This window comes from Kolteria novifilia (genome assembly GCA_007748055.1).
Classification (GTDB): domain Bacteria; phylum Planctomycetota; class Planctomycetia; order Kolteriales; family Kolteriaceae; genus Kolteria; species Kolteria novifilia.
Genome location: CP036279.1, coordinates 6,417,599 through 6,435,560 on the forward strand (window position 1 = coordinate 6,417,599; position 17,962 = coordinate 6,435,560).

General features: G+C 62.8%; 12 protein-coding genes. 6 read left to right on the forward strand and 6 right to left on the reverse strand.

The annotated features are described in order from the left end of the window. Entirely contained in the window at positions 1–435 is a 435-nt protein-coding gene (gene rplM, locus Pan216_RS23630) for a 50S ribosomal protein L13 (RefSeq protein ID WP_145264324.1), read from the reverse strand. Between the two features lie 128 nt (positions 436–563). Then, positions 564–1,148 (reverse strand): TetR/AcrR family transcriptional regulator, encoded by a 585-nt coding sequence (locus tag Pan216_RS23635; protein WP_145261996.1) that lies wholly within the window; start codon positions 1,146–1,148, stop codon positions 564–566. A gap of 866 nt (positions 1,149–2,014) precedes the next feature. Between Pan216_RS23635 and Pan216_RS23640 the strand changes: the two genes are divergently transcribed. From Pan216_RS23640 to Pan216_RS23650, 3 genes are all read left to right on the forward strand, one after another. Continuing rightward, positions 2,015–4,078: a heavy metal-binding domain-containing protein gene (locus Pan216_RS23640; RefSeq protein WP_145261998.1), complete on the forward strand. Its 2,064-nt coding sequence runs from the start codon at positions 2,015–2,017 to the stop codon at positions 4,076–4,078. Positions 4,079–4,082: 4 nt separating this feature from the next. Next, positions 4,083–7,550, forward strand: coding sequence for an efflux RND transporter permease subunit (locus tag Pan216_RS23645; RefSeq protein WP_145262000.1), 3,468 nt, complete (start codon positions 4,083–4,085; stop codon positions 7,548–7,550). Positions 7,551–7,737: 187 nt separating this feature from the next. Continuing rightward, entirely contained in the window at positions 7,738–8,469 is a 732-nt protein-coding gene (locus tag Pan216_RS23650; protein ID WP_145262002.1) for a DUF2076 domain-containing protein, read from the forward strand. A gap of 116 nt (positions 8,470–8,585) precedes the next feature. On the opposite strand, the gene Pan216_RS23655 is transcribed toward Pan216_RS23650, so the two are convergent. After that, positions 8,586–9,266, reverse strand: coding sequence for a response regulator (locus Pan216_RS23655; RefSeq protein WP_145262004.1), 681 nt, complete (start codon positions 9,264–9,266; stop codon positions 8,586–8,588). A 114-nt stretch (positions 9,267–9,380) separates the two neighbouring features. Continuing rightward, positions 9,381–11,978, reverse strand: a complete 2,598-nt coding sequence (locus Pan216_RS23660; protein WP_145262006.1) for a COG1470 family protein — start codon at positions 11,976–11,978, stop codon at positions 9,381–9,383. Positions 11,979–12,163: 185 nt separating this feature from the next. Between Pan216_RS23660 and Pan216_RS23665 the strand changes: the two genes are divergently transcribed. Then, positions 12,164–12,829, forward strand: coding sequence for an HAD family hydrolase (locus Pan216_RS23665; protein ID WP_145262008.1), 666 nt, complete (start codon positions 12,164–12,166; stop codon positions 12,827–12,829). 200 nt (positions 12,830–13,029) lie between these two features. Next, positions 13,030–14,412 (forward strand): DUF2252 family protein, encoded by a 1,383-nt coding sequence (locus Pan216_RS23670; RefSeq protein ID WP_145262010.1) that lies wholly within the window; start codon positions 13,030–13,032, stop codon positions 14,410–14,412. Between the two features lie 404 nt (positions 14,413–14,816). Here Pan216_RS23670 and purB read toward each other — a convergent pair whose 3' ends face one another. Together purB and Pan216_RS23680 are read right to left on the reverse strand one after the other, a co-directional pair. Beyond that, positions 14,817–16,241: an adenylosuccinate lyase gene (gene purB / locus Pan216_RS23675; RefSeq protein ID WP_145262011.1), complete on the reverse strand. Its 1,425-nt coding sequence runs from the start codon at positions 16,239–16,241 to the stop codon at positions 14,817–14,819. Positions 16,242–16,300: 59 nt separating this feature from the next. Further along, on the reverse strand, positions 16,301–16,825 hold the full coding sequence (locus Pan216_RS23680) for an ATP-dependent Clp protease proteolytic subunit (protein WP_145262013.1): 525 nt from the start codon (positions 16,823–16,825) through the stop codon (positions 16,301–16,303). 307 nt (positions 16,826–17,132) lie between these two features. Here Pan216_RS23680 and Pan216_RS23685 point away from each other — a divergent pair, with 307 nt between their 5' ends. After that, a complete protein-coding gene (locus Pan216_RS23685; RefSeq protein WP_145262015.1) occupies positions 17,133–17,954 on the forward strand; it encodes a class I SAM-dependent methyltransferase in 822 nt (273 codons plus the stop codon). Positions 17,955–17,962 lie beyond the last annotated feature (8 nt).

The window sequence follows — 17,962 nt, forward strand, 5'->3', positions numbered from 1 at the left end:
TCACAGATCGATCTTGAGCGGCTCGGGTTGCTGAGCCTGATGCGGATGGTCCGTCCCGGCGTAAACCTTCAGCCGCTTGAGCATTCGGCTAGCCAGCTTGTTCTTCGGAAGCATCCGACGCACCGCCAACTCCAGGATCTTCTCCGGGGCTTTGTCGCGCAGCGTCGATGCAGTGACGACGCGGCGCCCACCCGGATAGCCGGTGTAGCGGTCGTAGGTTTTGTCTTCCCACTTCATCCCGGTGAACTTCACCTTCTCCGCGTTCGTGACAATCACGAAATCACCGCAGAGGACGTGGGGCGTGTAGTCGGGGCGGTGCTTTCCCATGAGGATCGGAGCCAGCTTCGCGGCCAGCCGACCGACGACGAGATCCTCGCCATCGATGATCCACCACTTACTTTGCACCTCCGCCGGCTTGAGCATGGTCGTTTTCATAATCATTCATGCAATCAAGGAGCGTTGGGTCTGAGCCAGTCAATATAGAACCCATCGACGCACATTCAACCGGCGTGGGCTCGAAACGCGGACAACGACGAGAAATTGCCGGAAACCCACCGTTTTCATCAGCGAAGCAACAGTTTCAGCGCCAGATCGGCGCGGAATTGCGTCTTTTCGCGCGGGCACGCGGCCCGGGAACGCGCCAGCACGCCCGAGACGTAAATCGAGAAGAACTCGGCCAGTTCCTCCGCGGAAAGATCGTCCCGAAATTCGTTGAGTGACTGCCCACGACGAATCGCGTTGGCGTAGAGGCGCTCGACTTCCTGGTAGTGGTTGTGCACCATCTGGCAGACCTCCTCGTCGTGCGGCGCGAGTTCGACGATCGAGTTGATCGCCATGCAGCCCCGCCGGGCCGACGGTTGGTCGCACACCTCGACCAGCCCCTCGAGAAGATGCTCGAACTGCTCTCTCGCGGAGAGATCGCTCCCGAGGATGCCGCCGATCTGCTTGAGGACGCTGGAACTATAGCGTTCGAGAGCCCGCATGAAGAGCGAGTGCTTGTCGCCGAACGCCTTGTAAATGCTCCCCTTCTGGATCTCCATCGCGTCCATCAGGTCGGCCAGGGAGGTAGCTTCGTATCCGTGCTCCCAAAAGGCGGTCATCGCCGCCTCAAGAGCCTCATCGATGTCAAATCCGCGGGGCCGGGCCATGAAAGATCCTCAACTTCGCGCTGCCCATTCCTTACGACCACCGGAAAGCCGAAGAATGAATGATTCCTAACACCTTGGACGACAGCACTTGACCAAATGCTCCCCCGATAGGTCATAATGAGGGAGTCTCATGTGGAGTGGCCATGCTCTCGACGCGTTGTCGACCTCTTCTCGCTCTGACGGTGATCGCCACGCTCGTGGTGGGCGACATCCCCCATCCCTGTGCGTGCACAGGGGTTACGGATACCTGCCCTTGCCAAATGAGCTCGATCAGCAGCGACCGAGAGGAAGCGAGCTGCTCGTGTTGCGGCTGTTGCGCCTCGACGAACGTCCTGACGCGAGCGACCATTCCTACTGTCGGGGAACCGTCCCAGTCGATTCTTCCGACGTGCCAATGCTTTCCCGATTCGGAACCGCTCGGGCAAATCCCGACAGCTCCAGTTGACCCTACCGCCGCTAGTTCTAGTACGCAGCCACCAGCGAGAATCCTCGTGTCGGCGGTGAGCTTTCGCCACCTCTTCATCCGCGACGGGGGTTCCACACCGCTCGCCGGGCACTCCCCACTCCACACCCTCTACTGTTCATGGCTCACATGAATCAGATCGACGGGGCTCTCATGCGCACCACCTAGCGCAATCCATTCATTTTGTGCAAAAATTGGTCGGTATTTGTCCAAACCAAACACAAATTTGAGCAAATTCTTCGTTTTCCGGTGTAGATCGGCTCCCTTTTGGATGCAGGCTCGCCGCCGTCGCGAAGCACGCTCGTTGGACCGCCGCACCTTCGCCAACAGGCCCGGTGATCCCGTCGACACCGCCGGCCGCTGAATCGTGAAGAGCAGACTTCGTTGACAACAAGGGGCAATCATGTCCAACGAGCCAACCCATCGCCATCCGGGGCGAGCTCATCGATGGTGGTTCCGTACCCTCGTCCAGACTCTCGGCTTCGCCGCCGTCGGCATCGGTCTGATCGCGCTCTTGGGGGTCGCCCAACGCGTCGGCTGGCTGAGCGACTCCACCGGAATCTCAACCGCGGCGACCCAAGGTGACGTCGTCTACACCTGCCCGATGCACCCCCAGATCCGTCAACCCAACCCGGGCCGCTGCCCGATCTGCGGCATGGAACTCGTCGTCGCGGCTCCCGGCGGTCAAGCCGACGATCACTCGGTCACGATCGCGCCCGCCGCGCGACGCTTGGCGAACATCCAGACCGCCGAGGCGAAGCTCGTCCCTCTCGATCGCACCATCCGAGCGGTCGGTTCGATCACCTTCGACGAGAGCCGCGTCGCGACGATCGCCGCCTATGTCGATGGCCGCATCGAACGGATGTTCGCCGACTACACCGGCGTCCCAGTCGTCAAGGGCGATCACCTGGTCGTCCTCTACAGCCCCGAACTCTACTCGGCACAGTTCGAGTTCCTCGCCAGCCAACGCCGACTCCGCGAAGTCAGCAATCGCGGCAACTCCGGCCTCGCCGAGACGCAGGAGCGTCTGGCCGATCACGCCCGGCAGAAACTGCTGGAACTTGGCATGACCGCGAAACAGGTCGACGAACTGCGGGCCTCCGACAAGCCCGAAAGCCGCCTGACGATCTACTCACCGATCGGCGGTACCGTCACCGAGAAGCTCGCGGTGGAGGGGCAGTACGTCGAGACAGGCCAGCCGATCTACCGCATCGTCGATCTCTCGATGGTCTGGCTCGTCCTCAAACTCTTTCCCGAAGACGCCACCAGCATTCGATTCGGACAGCAGGTAAAGGCGAAGGTCCAGTCGCTCCCCAGGGAGACCTTCGACGGACGCGTCGCCTTCATTAACCCCGTGGTCGACCCGCGAACCAGAACCGTCGATGTCCGCGTCGAGATCCCCAATCCCAAGGGCAAGCTGCGACCTGGCGACTACGCGACCGCGACCATCACCGTCCCCGTCGGGCCCGCCGGCGAGATTTACGATGCGAAACTCGCGGGAAAGTGGATCAGTCCGATGCATCCCCAGATCGTTCGCGACCAGCCGGGAACATGCCCGATCTGCGGAATGCAATTGGTTCCCACCAGCGACTTCGGCTTCTCCCGAGAGCCACTGCCCCATCCCGAATCCTTGGTCGTCCCCCGGCAGGCGGTCTTGATGGTCGGCGATCACGCCGCCGTCTATGTCGAAACCGAAGCGGGCAAGTTCGAGCTGCGCCCGGTCACCCTCGGACTCTTCACCGCCAAGGACGCCGTCATCCTCAGTCGCCTCGAGCCGGGGGAGAAGGTCGCCACCGCGGGCAACTTCCTCATCGACTCGCAGATGCAGCTCAGCGGCAAACCCTCGCTCGTCGATCCGAGCCGAGCGATCGTCTCCCAGCCCGATGACCACACGCACGATCACGTGGACGTCAAGCCACTATCAGGGAGCGCCGGCAAGGCGATCGAGCAACTCTACACGGTCTACGTCTCCATCCAGAAGTCGCTCGCCAAGGACACCGCGGTCAGCAAGGAGCAGGCGACAAACCTCTCCCAGGCGGCGACGCTTTTGTCGAGCGAGAAGGACCTTCCCGAAGAGGTCACGCGTCAGGCGGCACTGATCGCCCAGGAGGCCGCGACGCTCGCCAAAGGAAATCTCGAGCAAGACCGAGCGATCTTCAAGACGATCAGCCACGCCGCGCTTCATTTAGCCGCCGTGGCACGCGGGAGCGAGGCGAAGAGGCCGCTCATCCAGTACCACTGCTCGATGGTGGAAGGGGGGCAAGGCGACTGGCTTCAGTTCAGCGACCACCTTCTCAACCCCTACTGGGGCTCCCAGATGCTCCACTGCGGCGACACGATTCGTACCTTCCCGCTCGCCGGAGCAAGCGCTCCCGACCATGCGAGTCAGCATCGCGAACCCGCCGACGCCAAGTCGTCCACCGCCGAAGGGAAGTCCGCGGCCACGAAGTCGGCGAAGGGGGAGTGAGTCCATGCTTCGCTCGACCATCGACTTCTGTTTGAAAGAGCGGTTCTTCGTCCTCTTGGCGACCGCCGTGATCGTGGCCTACGGATTGGTGAGCGTCGATCGCGTTCCCATCGACGCCATCCCCGATGTCGGCGAGAACCAAGTCATCGTCTTCGCCTCCTGGCCGGGTCGCTCGCCCAAGGACATGGAGGACCAAGTGACCTATCCGCTCTCGGTCTCCCTGCTCGCGGTGCCGGGCGCGGAGAACGTTCGCGGCAAAAGTATGTTCGGCTTCAGCTTCGTCCAGGTTACCTTCGCCGACAACATCGACTTCTATTGGGCCCGTTCGCGCGTCTCCGAACAACTGGCGACCGCGTCGAAGGATCTTCCCGAAGGAGTGACGCCGACGCTCGGCCCCGACGCCACCGGACTCGGCCAAGTCCTCTACTATGTCCTCGAACCACCTCCGGGGATGAACCTCGGGGAGCTGCGTTCGGCGCAGGATTTCATCGTCAAGTACGCCCTCCAAGCGGTCGAGGGGGTCAGCGAGGTCGCCTCGATCGGGGGCTATGTCCGGCAGTATCAAGTCGAAGTCGATCCCGACAAGCTGCGGTTTCACGACATTCCCCTCGACCAAGTCATCAAGGCCCTTCGCCAAGCCAACATCGACGTTGGCGCCAAGACGATCGAGCAGTCGGGGATGGAGTTCATCATCCGCGGCAAGGGCTTCATCGGCGGGACCGGCGATCCGCTCGACGCCGTCAGTGACATCGAGGAGACAATCGTCGTCGACCGCGACGGGGTCCCCGTCCGCGTCAAGGACATCGGCTTCGTCCAGATCGGTCCGGACTTTCGGCGTGGGGCGCTCGACCTCAACGGTCGCGAAGCGGTCGGAGGCGTCGTCGTCATGCGCTACGGAGAGAACCCGCGCAAGGTCATCGAACGGGTGAAGGAGAAGATCGCCAAGCTCGAACCCTCGCTGGAGGGCATCTCCATCGACCTGATCTACGATCGCACCACCTTGATCGACGAGACGATCGCGACTCTCCGCGAAGCCCTCCTCCAAGAGATCGCCATCACCGTCGCGGTGATCCTCCTCTTCCTGCTTCACTTTCGCTCGAGCCTGGTGGTGGCGGTCACGCTGCCGATCGCGGTCCTGCTCGCCTTCGTCGCGATGGACCGCTTCGGCGTCGACGCCAATATCATGTCACTCGCCGGCATCGCCATCGCGATCGGGACGATGGTCGATATGGGGATCGTCGTCTCGGAGAACATCTATCAGCACGTCGCCGACTGGGAGGCGAACGGCGACGCCAAGGAAAGCGACCAACGTCGGGCCGTGATTCTGGAGGCGGCATACGAAGTCGCCCCCGCGGTCATCACCGCCGTCAGCACCACCGTGATCAGCTTCCTGCCGGTCTTCTTCCTGACCGGCCGCGACTACAAACTCTTCGCTCCGCTCGCGTGGACGAAGACGTTCTCGCTTGTCGCGAGTCTCCTGGTGGCGATCCTGCTCGTCCCGCTCCTATGTCGTCTCTTCCTCCGCTCGGTCACGAAGCCGCGTTGGATGAGTGTCGCCAGCGGCGTCGGCCTGGGATTGCTCCTCGCAATCACCTGCTCCCAAGTTTGGGGCGAACGTCTCGGGCGTTCGTTGGGGCTCGATCGCTCGCTCCTGACGGCGGCCAGCTCCCTGGCGGGCTTTCTCATCGGCTACGCCCTCTTCAGGGAACAAGTCCGGCCGATCGACCAGAACCCCGTCTCCCGGTTGATCAACGCGATCTACGAACCGGTGCTGCGACTTTTCCTGCGGTTCAAAGCCGCCTTTCTGATCGTTCCCGCGTTGATCGTCTTTCTCGGCCTGGGAGCTTGGCTCGGCCTGCCAACGGTTCTGCGTCCCCTCGAACGCCTCGCGCGTCTCGTCGGGACCGAACTCAATGAAGTCCCAGGATACGTCGAGCTGAAACACTCGTTCACGGGACTACAGAGCAACGCGTGGATCGCGCTCGACGAGGGGAGCTGGTTCTACATGCCGACCCTCTATCCGGGGGCGAGCCTCTCCCAGGCGATGCAAGTCATCCAGACGCAGGACACGCTCATCAAGCGGATCCCCGAAGTCGACAATGTCCTCGGTAAGATCGGTCGCGTCGAGTCGGCGCTCGACCCGGCACCGATCGCGATGGTCGAGACCTACGTCACGCTCAAGCCGAAAGCCCAATGGCGCGACGGCGTCGACGAGAAGTCGATCTGGGAGGAGATCAACCGCGTCGCGACGCTTCCCGGTGTCACTCCTGCGTCGCCGCTACAGCCGATCGAGGGACGCATTGTGATGTTGCAAAGCGGGATCAAGGCGCCGATGGCGATCCGGATCTACGGCGACGATCTCGACGGACTCGCCAAAGCGGCCCAACGCGTCGCGCAGTTCCTTCGCGACCAAGTCCCTCAAATCGATCCCAAGACGGTCAACCCCGACATCGTCCTGGGAAAACCGTACGTCGAGTTCGACGTCGATCGGCAATCGACGGCCCGGTTCGGCATGTCGGTCGAGATGGTCAACCAGATCATCGAGGCGGCCCTCGGAGGCCTGACGATCGGCAACACCGTCGAGGGCCGCGAACGCTACCCAATCCGCGTTCGCTATCAGCGCGATTGGCGCGAGCGGCTCGACGAGCTCGAGCGACTACCGATCGTCACTCACTCTGGCGAAGTCGTCCCGCTCGAGGAACTCGCCACCATGTCCACCACCTGGGGACCGGGAAGCATCAGCAGCGAGGACGCCCGACTCGTGGCCCATGTCTCGTTCGCCCCCTCGGGCGCCGTCGGCGACCTCGAGACGGTCGAAATGGCAACCAGCCTGCTGCGGGAGGCTCAAGCCTCGGGCACGCTCGCGTTGCCGGCGGGCTACGAGCTTGAGGCGGTGGGTTCCTTCCAGAACCAGATCGAAGCCAATCGCAGGCTCCTCTGGCTGGTCCCGCTCGTCGTGCTGATCAACGTGCTGATCATCTACTTCCAATTCCGGCACCTGCCGACGACGCTGGCGGTCTTCGCCGGCATCCCCGTCGCCTTCGGCGGCGGGATGATTCTGCTCGGCTTCCTCGACGTGAAGATGAACACGGCGGTCTGGGTCGGCTTCATCGCCCTCTTCGGCATCGCGGTCGATGACGGCGTGGTCATCGCCACCTATTTGTCGCAGGTCTTCCGAAGCCGGCCGCTCGACACCATCGCCCGGGTGCGGAACGCAACCGTCGACGCGGGGCTGCGCCGGATTCGTCCCTGCTTGATGACGACGGTGACGACGATGGCCGCGCTCGTTCCCGTGCTCGTCTCGACCGGACGCGGCGCCGACGTGGCCCGCGCGATGGCCCTCCCCGTCTTCGGCGGGATGGCGGTCGAGCTCGTCACGCTCTTTGTCGTCCCCGTCCTCCTTTGCGGCTACATGGAAGCCCGCCTCGACTCCACCACCGACAGCGAGCCTGGAACGACCGATCTTCGTTAACGGGTAGCTTCATGGTGATGGGTGAAAATGCCTCAAAACTGTCGCCAAAGCCTGCCGCGGCGTAGTACATTGCAGTGTCGGTGATCTTCGTCCCTTCACCGAGCACTTGACCACGTGCGCGCGAGGGCGTTCGCGTCGATCCGGGAACGCCGATCCCGCACAGTGATGATGCCAAGGAAAGGATCCCATGGAACCCCTGGAACGCGACATGATCCAGTCGGTGGCCGACCGACTTCGCAGCGCCCAAACGGGCGAGTTCGACCAAGAGGCCGATTCGTTCATCCAGCAGCAAATCGCTTCGCAACCGAACGCTCTCTACAAGCTGACTCAATCGGTCATCGTTCAAGAGCACGCGATCAAGCAAGCCGAACAACACATTCAAGCTCTCCAGCAAGCCCAGCAGAACGCCGCGACCCAGTCGCATCAGGGGGGCAGCTTCCTGGGTGGCCTCTTCGGAGGTGGTTCCCCGGCGCCATCTCGTCCCGCGGCGCCTCCCCCACAATACGCCCAACCGTCGCGCTACGCTCCTCCGTCCCAAGCGAGCGGTGGCTATGCCGGGGCACCAAACCACCAAGGGTCGGGAGTCGGCTCGTTCATGAAGGGAGCCGCTCAGATGGCCGTCGGTGTCGCCGCGGGCTCGCTGCTCTACAGCGGCATCCGCGACATATTCGGCGGTGGCGGGATGATGGGCGGCGAGCGCGTCATCGATGAGAACGTGACCGACATCAACCAGAACGTCTACGAGCAGCTCCCCGACGACCAGGGCTACGGAGGCGATCCGAACGAGTTCCAGCAAGACCCCAACATGGACGACTACAACCAGGGCGACTACGGGATGGATGGGGGCTACGACGACGGCGGCGGGTTTGACGGCGGCTTCGATGGAGGTGGTTTCGACGACGGCGGCGGATTCTTCTGAGCCTGGTTGTCCGCGCCCCGCGAGTGCCGGTTGATGCGACCGAAGGCATTGCTGGACAACGCAAGTGATGTCTCGCGTCCGAGGCATCACGAACGGGGAGCTAATGCTGTCGGCGTTTACTTCCCGGGAACGTCCTGCCGCTTGCCGCGCGGCGACTGGGAGTCCTTCATCGCGTTCCTCTCAAGCTGTTCGCGGCGCAGTTCCTCGATCTGAGGTTTGACGATCTTCTCCTGACACTCCGGGCAGATGGCGTGAGAAAAGGTCGCCTCGGAGCGTTCGGTGATATAGCCCTCGACCCGCTGCCAATAGTCCTCGTCGTTGCGCACCTTGTGACAGTAGGAACAGATCGGGATGAGTCCCTGGAGTCGCTTGACTTGCGACAGGGCACCCTCGAGTTCGTCGACGCGTTGGGCGAGCGATCGCTGCAGGTTCAGGATGCGTTCCCCCACGCGAACGCGGGCGAGGAGTTCTTGTTGATCGAAGGGTTTGGCCAAGAAGTCGTCGGCGCCGCAGTCGAACGCCTTGATCATCTCGTCAACATCGCTCTTCGAGGTCAGAAAGATGATGTAGCGGTGGCCGAGTTCGGGATTCTCCCTGATCTGACGGCACAGATCGAGCCCATCCATCTCCGGCATCATCCAATCGAGGATGAGCAACCGCGGCGCGTCGTCGGCCTGGACCGCCTCCCACGCTTCCCGCCCGTCGTGTGTCACGACCAGCTCATGATTCTCCTTACGCAGCGCATGCTGCACGAGATTTCGTGATGCCCAGTCGTCTTCCGCAATGAGGATCTTCACCTTCGGTTCCTGCTGCGTCCGTCGGATGCGACGATGGTTCTATCCAGTGTAGTCGTATTCCCCACGTCGGTCGCGGATAGTGCCCCTCACCAAGATTCTTCGCCCCCCTCCACTCTACTCCCGCGCGAAGACGTGAAAGTTGAACTGTCGTGCTCCTTGTTGCTCGAGGAACTGCAGGAGCATGCGATCGCCGAGCAGTTTTTCGCCTTCGGGAACGAAGAACCGCACGATCCTGGTCGATTGCGGTTCCAGGTCGATCACGGGCCCCATCAATCGTGGATGGCGAAACGCACGGAGCACGGACGCCAGACGCACCGGAGTCGGCATCAGGTTGGTGACCGCCACTTCCACTTCCAGACTACCATTGGCCAGGAGCCGAGTGGCGGGATCAATCTCGATTTCCTCGCCGCCGATGTGAAACGGCAGCGGCATCGTGAAATGCCGCGTCTGGCCGCCTCGCAATTGGAAGCTGACCGGCACCACGTAGCGGCCTTGGGCAGTTCCGGATGGTATCTCGAGGGTGAACTCGCTGGTCATCGATTCTCCCGCCCCGAGTCGAACCGAGAAGCTGTTGGAACTGGCGTTCCACTCCCGCGGGAAGTCGATCCGCACGTCGGCGGCGAGCGGCTCCTCGAAGGGATTGCTGATCACCAAGCCGTCGGCGTGCCTTCCCAGGCTCCCCGGGACGCGACCGCGGACCCACTTGGTGTCGAGTTGCAGCCGAACGATCGCCAACGGCAGCCCGTCAATCATCGTCGGCGCCGGTCCGACCGCGACCCGTCCGAGAAGACCCTTGCTCGCAAGCGGCTCGCGCCGTCCCCAGATATCGGTCCGAACCGCATCCGTCCCCACTAGCAGATCATGCACCTCGGCTCCCCCCGACCACAGCACGAGCATCGCCGCATCGCCCTTGCGAAAGACCCGGTTGGGGAGATCTCCGGGTAGCGTCAAGCGACCGAGGTACTCGGCGGTTCCGAGTTCCTCCGCCATCGTCGCCCACACGGTGAAGAGGTCATCCGGGTAGCCCTCCGATGTGATCACCCCGCGCTCGGGCGAGGTGGCGTCCACGACGAAGATCCGGTCGGCCCCACCCACCTTGGCCGCGACGGCTCGACGCGCCAAGTCGATCGCCCGCGCCGCGCGTGGGAAATCTCTCACGGAGAGGGGCGCCAGTTGCACCCACAGTTCCGGGTCTGGCGCCGTCTCCTTCGCGGAGCGGACGTAGATCTCCAGGTCCTCGGCGGACAGCGGCGTCCCCATCCGCAAGTCATCGGTCAGCGCGACGAAATCGAGCGCCTTCGCCGTCGGCAAGGGGGTGAACCAATCCCACACCACGCCGACACGCATCGCGGGAAACACCTCGTTCATCTCCTGCTTGACATCCGCGACGATCTGCTCGACGCGGGGACTCTCGACGAAGCTGAAGTCGTGATCGCCCCCGAGAAGCCAGTCGCGCATGTTGGCCCCATAGACCGCCGCCTCGGTACGCAGCGAGGCGCCCCAGTCCTGCCTCGGAAGCGAGAGAACATCGGCGAGCCCGCGAATCGGAACGGGCACCTTGTCGGCCACCTCCGGAGGCGCGTGGGCGAGCTGCGCCACGAGCAGATGGTCGCGAGAACGTAAACGATCGGCGAAGTCGACGAACCCCCGAGTCAGGCCCCGCAACTCGGCGACCTCTTGAACATCCCTCCAGACCGGCAACCTCAGCGACCGGCAGCGGGAGAACTCCAGCAGCCGCTCGTATTGCGCCAAACCATGGCTCGGAGTCGGCAGACTTAGTCCGAACGCGTCGCCAAGTTCCGATCGGCTCGATGTCGGTGGCGGCCGCATGATCGTGACCGGATAGTCTCCCTGAAGCGTCGTCCGTTGATCGCTGACAACGACGACAGAAAGCTCGTAGAAGCCGACATCCTCCACGCGTAGCGGCCAACGCGACTCCCAGGTTCCCTCTTCCGATCGGACGACGGGAAGATCGTCGCTGGCGATCGGATTGCCGAGGGCGTCGCGAAGCCTCAAGACGGCCGTCAGGACCTGGTCCTCGATTCCCGTGACCCGGATGCGGACTTCCTTAGATCCATCCTCGCGAAAGAGAAACCAAGGCTGCGCCGGCACGACCTCGAACTTGGGAAGCCGCCCGACCCAGAGATCGTCGAAGAAGACGCTCCCGTCGATGTCCCCTTGGCCGGCGGGATGTTGCGTGAAGCAGCCAATTCGCAGCGAGCGAACCTGGTCGCTGGGCGGCGCCACGGGTCCGATGACGACGCGCTGCCAATCGCTTGTTTCTCCGACGTAGCGGGAGCGGTGAAAGGCCTGCCCCACCTTCTTCCCCGACTCGTCGAGAAATTCGAGCAGCACGAATGCGACATCGCGTTTGAGCCCATTGGTTTTGATCTGGGCTTGGAGCACGTAGTTGAAGTCGCTGCGAGCGGGGACCTCGGGAGAGAAGTAGCCGCAACTGCCGCCGTTGAGTTTGAACTCGAGCGAGCGTGTCTCGACGGCGGCCGCGTCGCTCGAGAGCCGCGCCTCGACGTAGAGAGGATAGTTCGCCCCGTTGACGGTGCCCTGAACCCGGCTCCAATCATCGGGAGTGAGAAAGTCCCCGTCAGGACGGACGCGAAAGTCAAAGTAGGCAGCCTGGACGGCCCCCGGATAGTCGGGCACCTTGGCCGCGACGGGACAAAGGAGCGCGTAGAGACAAACCAGCCAAGTCATCGTTGTCTGTCCCGCTCCCGAAGAAGTGAACCACCCCGATCCAGGGTACCAGACGAGCGGGAAAGGGACAGGGGCGGCTTGTCGATGTTGTTCAGCCGTCCGGCCCCACTAGAACAGCCGTCGTCCGGGAGCGCGGTCCCTTCGGCTCCCCCGACCGGAATCGAGATGGCTCGGAGGTAGGAAGAATGAACGAGGAGTTTGGAAACGTCGATGCCCTCTTTCTCGATTGCGACGGGGTCATTCTCGACAGCGTCAAGTTGAAGGAAGACGCCTTTCGGGCGATCATCGTCGAGCGAATTCCCCAACATGTGGAAAAGAGCATGGAGTACTTCCTCGCGAACGGAGGAACCTCCCGGATCAAGAAGTTCGAGTGGATCTGGGACAACCTCGTCGGAGAGCCCTTGGACGCCGCCGCGCTCGACGAGTTGGGTTGCGAGTTCGCCGATGGGATCTACCAACGGATGCTCAAGTGCCCCTACGTCGGCGGTGCCGAGGAGTTTCTCGAGGCTTACCATCAACGTTGGCCCTGCCACGTGATCTCCGGAACACCCGACCCGGAACTCAACGCCATTCTCCGTGGGCGGGGGATGGGAAAGTACTTTGCAGGCATCCACGGCTCCCCACGAAACAAGATCCAAATCGGAGAAGCTCTTCTCGCCGAACATGGCTACCAGCGTTCGAAGGTCTGGTTCGTCGGCGACGCGACGACCGACCGTGACGCTGCCCGGGGACTCGATGTCCGCTTCGTCGGGATCGATGGCCCGCACCTGACTCCCTATCTGGATGGAAACGAGTCCTTGATCCAAGACATGCACGGTTTGGCTCCGGTCCTTACCCGTTCGATCGACTAGTCGGCGACTCCCCTTTCCATCCAAACTCCCCAATCTTGGTGAGTCGACAAGTTCGGAACCTCCCCCAAGTCGGCTACAGTTTGCGGTTGCAAGGATTTAGGTCAAACGGCATTCTTCCTCTAAGTGAGAAACTCATGGGGAGACTCCGTCCCGAATGAGGATCGTGGAGTCTTGGGTTTCGACGGAAAGAGGTTGAGCCGATGCTTCAACACAGGGTGGCCGGTTCTAGTGACGGCCGATTCGACGCGTTTCGCAACTTCGCACGGGCACGGGCCGAAGGGCAGATTCTCCTTCCACCGACCGCGTTGGGTCCGGAGGAACGTCGTCTTCACGTGCGCCAGACAATCATTGACGACCACGACGTCCGCATCGCGTACCGACCGGAAGAGAGCGCGCCGAAGTTCAAACTCCTCGCGCAGTCTCCCTATCAGTTCTTCCGTGGAACGGCGTTGCTCTGCTTCCGCGACCTGGCCGGCACCGACGCCAGTCTTCCGAAGATCATTACCGTCGGCGATGTTCACCCCGAGAGCTTCGGAGTCCTCCCCAACGAAGAGGGACAGCCATCCTTTGGCATCATCGACTTCGACGAAGCCTACGTGGCCCCCTTCTCCTGGGACCTGCGCCGCGGGGCGGTCGGCTTCAACCTGGCTGCTCGCGAAAACGGCGACAGCAAGAAACGCCGTGCCCGGCTCGTCGCCTCGTTTCTCGAGGGATACCGCAAGGCGCTCAAGTCGTTCGATCGCCAAGAGCGCGATAAGGCACAACGTTTCGTCGTCGGCAACAGCCCCGCGATGATCGACCACAAACTCGAAGCCTGCGCCCTCGACCACAAAGTCTTCCTGATGGAGCTGATCGATCTGGAAAAACGGGCGTTTCGTCCCAGCGACGAGATCGCGCCGATCAGCGACCAAGTCGACGTCTTCCAAGCGGCGATCGACGGCTATCGAAAGAACTGCCACATCGACGCCAGCGGCCGGGTCCGGGACTTCCGCGTCCGCGACGTCGCGATCAAGAAGCGAAGCGGCGTCACGACGCAAGGACAAGAGCGGTTCTACGTCCTCCTCGAGGGAATCTCGGAGGAGTCGAAGGATGACGTGGTGCTCGAGATGAAGCTACGGCGCGATTCGGTGCTGCGGGGACTCATCCCGCGCGACCAACAATTCGCCGGTGACGAGCTCGAACGCGTCGTCAACGCGGCCCAGATTCACCAACTCGGCGGCGCGCCCTTCCACGGCTACGCCTCCATCAAGGAGCACGACTTCCTCGTCCGCGAGAAGAGCCCCTATCGAGGCCGAATCGACCTCGCGAAACTCGATCGTCGTAGCGCCCGGGAATACGCTCAGATCTGCGGCGACTGCCTCGCCCAGGTCCACGCCCGTTCGGACGTCGAAGGCGATGTCTCAACGCGAACGACCGAGCGACAGATCCTCACCTGTGTCGATTGGGATACATTCAGCGGCGACCTCGTCCGCTTCGCCGAGGCGGCCGCCGATCGCGTTGTCCGCGATGCCGATCACTTCCGCGCCGACTACGACGATGGCATCTTCAAATGGAAGAACGACGAGAAAGCCAAGCCCGAATAGCCCGCCCTGGATGGCTGACACGCCCACGCCTGTCGTGGGTATGCCGGAGAAGCGAGCAATTGGTCAGATCCAAAAGTTCGGGTGGCACTGGCTGCTGGTCAGCCAGTGAGAAGTGATCGTGGGTTCGCAACCCGAAATCTAGCGATTGACGCAGCACGAGACGCTCGCCATGGGCATGCGGGAACCGCCTCTCATCCGGGCAAACTTCCGCAAGCGGGGCGAACGAGATCTCCTCCGACGATCTCCATAGAGCCTCGAGAGGCCCACGCTCTCGTGCGAGTCCCTCTGGACGCTCCCCCGCCAACACGTGAGGCCATCGGCCATCGGCCTGACTGGCGGGCCAAGCCCCCTACGAACGCGGGCCGCGCCGATCGCCCCCATTGCCCTACGAAGTCGACGCCGCGTCAGACGTCGATTTCGGCATCGCTCGGAGCCTCGCTGTCGCCGAGCATCGGCATGACGACTTCGTCGAGGAACTCGTCGACTTGCTCGGGAGCTCGCCCCACGAAGAGCTTGGGATCGAGCACCTGCTTCCAATCGACATTCCCGAAGGCCTCGTCGCCGCGCAGGCGATCCAAGAGGTCGTTGGGCTCTCCCTGCGTCTTGACGCGCGAGGCGGCCGCCTGACTGTGGAGCCGGATCCGTTCGTGTAGTTCCTGCCGATCTCCTCCCTCGCGCACCGCCGCCATCAAGATCGCCTCGGTCGCCATGAAGGGAAGCTCCTCGGAGAGCGACCGCCCAATCACCTTCGGATAGACCACCAGTCCGTTGCTCACGTTGATCATGAGCCGCAGCAGCGCGTCGACGCCGAGGAAGGCCTGCGGGATGGTGAGCCGGCGGTTGGCACTGTCGTCCAACGTCCGCTCGAGCCACTGAGTGGCGTGCGTCTGCGCGGCATTGGAGGTGAGACTCATCACGAATCGGGCCAACCCACAGATCCGCTCCGACCGCATCGGGTTGCGTTTGTACGCCATCGCGGACGACCCGATCTGCTCCTTCTCGAACGGCTCCTCGATCTCCTTGCGATGGGCGAGGATGCGAAGATCGGTCGCACACTTGTGAGCCGACTGCGCGATGCCCGAGAGCAAGTCGAGCACGTGGCTGTCGATCTTCCGCGAGTACGTCTGGCCGGTCACGGGATAGACTTCGTCGAAGCCGAGCCGCTGGGCGACCATGCGATCGAGCTGCCGAACCTTCTCGTGGTCGCCGTCGAAGAGCGCGAGAAAGCTCGCCTGGGTGCCGGTGGTTCCTTTGACACCGCGAAGGCGAAGCGTGGCGAGCCGGTGGCGCAGCTCCTCGAAGTCGAGCAGGAAGTCGTGAAGCCAGAGACAGGCCCGCTTACCGACAGTCGTTGGTTGCGCCGGCTGCAAGTGCGTGAAGCCGAGAGTGACTTGATCGCGCTGCTCCCGAGCGAAGCGGGCGAGGTTCCCCATCACGCCGCGAAGATGTTGTTCGATCAACCCGAGGCCGTCGCGAATGAGCAGCAGCTCCGCGTTGTCGGTGACGAAGCAACTCGTCGCGCCCAGATGAATGATCCCTCGCGCCGAGGGGGCGACGTCGCCGAACGCGTGGACATGAGCCATCACGTCGTGGCGAAAACGCCGCTCGTAGTCCTTGGCGGCGTCGAAGTCGATCGACTCCCGAGTCGCCTGCATCTGGGCGATCTGCTGCTCGGTGATGTCCAAGCCGAGATCGCGCTCGGCCTGCGCCAAGACAATCCACAACTGGCGCCATGTCGAGAACCGGCGTTGATTGCCCCATAGCTCCGCCATCGACCGGCTGGCGTAGCGGGAGATCAGTGGGTTGACGTAACGGGTTTCATCCGACATGAGCGGGGATTCCTCTTCTCGTGCGATCTGCGTTTCTCTTGTTGCGCGGGAAAGGGACGCTAAGCGTCGATCAGCTCGGCGAGCCCCATCTCGGCCAACTCGGGGCCGAGCACGAAGCGGCCCTCGTTGACCCAGGAGGAGAAAGGCTCTTCCTCGGCTCCGAACAACTCGGCTTGGTAGCGATCGGCTTCCGACTCGAGCCACTGAAAGTGACTGGCCCAATTGACCGCCTCGGCGCTGCCGTAGTCCTTGTCGCTGCGCCACTTCACGCGGTGAAACAAAAAGACACTCCGTTCGGTCACGAGCCGGCGCTGGCACGCCGCGAAGACCAAGAGCGTCGAGGAGGAGCATTCGCCGATGACGATCGCGGTCGCCTTGAGCTTGCGAATCCGCATCAGCGTGACGATCGCCAGCGCCGAGTAGACGCTTCCCCCTCCCGAATCGATGTACATCGTCGCCTCGCTGCCCGGCTCGATGTCCAAGATCGCGTCGACGATCTCCTTCTCTCCATCCTCGGAGAGGTCACCGATGATCGCGATTTCTGGTGGGGGAGAAGCCGGCTTGGAAGTCTTTCGTTTGGCCATCGTCGCGCAGAGCGCCTTTCCAGCGGTTCGAGGAGTTCAGACGCCAGCGCCACCACCGAGGAAACGGCCACGGCGGCAGTTTCCTTCGAGGGAAGGCATCAAGCGACAAGCGTGAAAGGAGTATGGATAGGATTCTCTCTACGGACCGCAAAGCCGCCCACTCTCGGGAGACCCGCCCCAGGTGGTGACTCGCTCGACCTCGCCAAGTCGCGCCGATCGTATAACGTCACTCTTCCGAGCCGAGAGGACCGCGCGCGGGAGTCGCGACAGTTCTCTCGACGTGTCGGTGGTCCGTGGAGGGACTGTCTTGCCTTCGAACGAGTCCCAGCCCCGAGCCAAGCGGCGCCGCGTCGCCGACTGGGAACTGCCCCCAGGCGTCAACCGTCCGCTGTGGGACTACATGTCCGAAGCCCACATCGCCCGCGACTACGACGCCACCTTCGCCGAGACGAACTTGATCAAGCTCGACCGAGACTTCCTCACGCGGCACTTCCGAGCGCCGGGCCGGCTCGTCGACCTCGGTTGTGGCACCGGCCGTCTACTGACGCATTTCTCCCAACGGGGCCTGGAGACCTTGGGTGTCGATCTCTCCGAGGAAATGCTCGCCGTTTGCCGGGAGAAGCGCGAGGAACTCGGGGCCCCTATCGGCTTGCTCAAAGCCAATCTTTGTGATTTGGAGGTCCTGCGCGACGGGTCGTTCGCCTACGCCTGCTGCATGTTCAGCACGATGGGGATGATCATCGGCCGTGAGCAACGTCGTCGGTTTCTCGCCGAGGTGCGACGCGTACTCAAGCCTTCGGGTCTCTTCGGGCTCCACGTCCACAACCGCTGGTACAACCTTTCCGATCGGCAGGGACGGGGCTGGTTCGCTCGGGATCTCGTAAAGAGAGTCCTGCGCCGACATGACACCGGGGACAAGGTGATGAAGAACTATCGGGGCATCCCCGGGCTGACGCTTCATTTGTTCACGGCCACGGAACTTCGTGCCGAGCTGGGCCGGGCCGGCTTCGACATCGTCGACTGGGTCCCGCTCACCTCCTCGCGCCGGGAGAGTTTCCCCGCCGGCACCCTCCTACGCGACCTACGGGCCAATGGCTGGTTGGTGATGACCCGTCGTTCGAGTCGCTAACCTGTGGT

Excerpts from the sequence above, each read along its gene's own strand:
- rplM (WP_145264324.1), bottom strand. The coding sequence starts at position 435 with ATGAAAACGACCATGCTCAAGCCGGCGGAGGTGCAAAGTAAGTGGTGG.
- Pan216_RS23635 (WP_145261996.1), bottom strand. The coding sequence starts at position 1,148 with ATGGCCCGGCCCCGCGGATTTGACATCGATGAGGCTCTTGAGGCGGCG.
- Pan216_RS23640 (WP_145261998.1), top strand. The coding sequence starts at position 2,015 with ATGTCCAACGAGCCAACCCATCGCCATCCGGGGCGAGCTCATCGATGG.
- Pan216_RS23645 (WP_145262000.1), top strand. The coding sequence starts at position 4,083 with ATGCTTCGCTCGACCATCGACTTCTGTTTGAAAGAGCGGTTCTTCGTC.
- Pan216_RS23650 (WP_145262002.1), top strand. The coding sequence starts at position 7,738 with ATGGAACCCCTGGAACGCGACATGATCCAGTCGGTGGCCGACCGACTT.
- Pan216_RS23660 (WP_145262006.1), bottom strand. The coding sequence starts at position 11,978 with ATGACTTGGCTGGTTTGTCTCTACGCGCTCCTTTGTCCCGTCGCGGCC.
- Pan216_RS23665 (WP_145262008.1), top strand. The coding sequence starts at position 12,164 with ATGAACGAGGAGTTTGGAAACGTCGATGCCCTCTTTCTCGATTGCGAC.
- Pan216_RS23670 (WP_145262010.1), top strand. The coding sequence starts at position 13,030 with ATGCTTCAACACAGGGTGGCCGGTTCTAGTGACGGCCGATTCGACGCG.
- purB (WP_145262011.1), bottom strand. The coding sequence starts at position 16,241 with ATGTCGGATGAAACCCGTTACGTCAACCCACTGATCTCCCGCTACGCC.
- Pan216_RS23680 (WP_145262013.1), bottom strand. The coding sequence starts at position 16,825 with ATGGCCAAACGAAAGACTTCCAAGCCGGCTTCTCCCCCACCAGAAATC.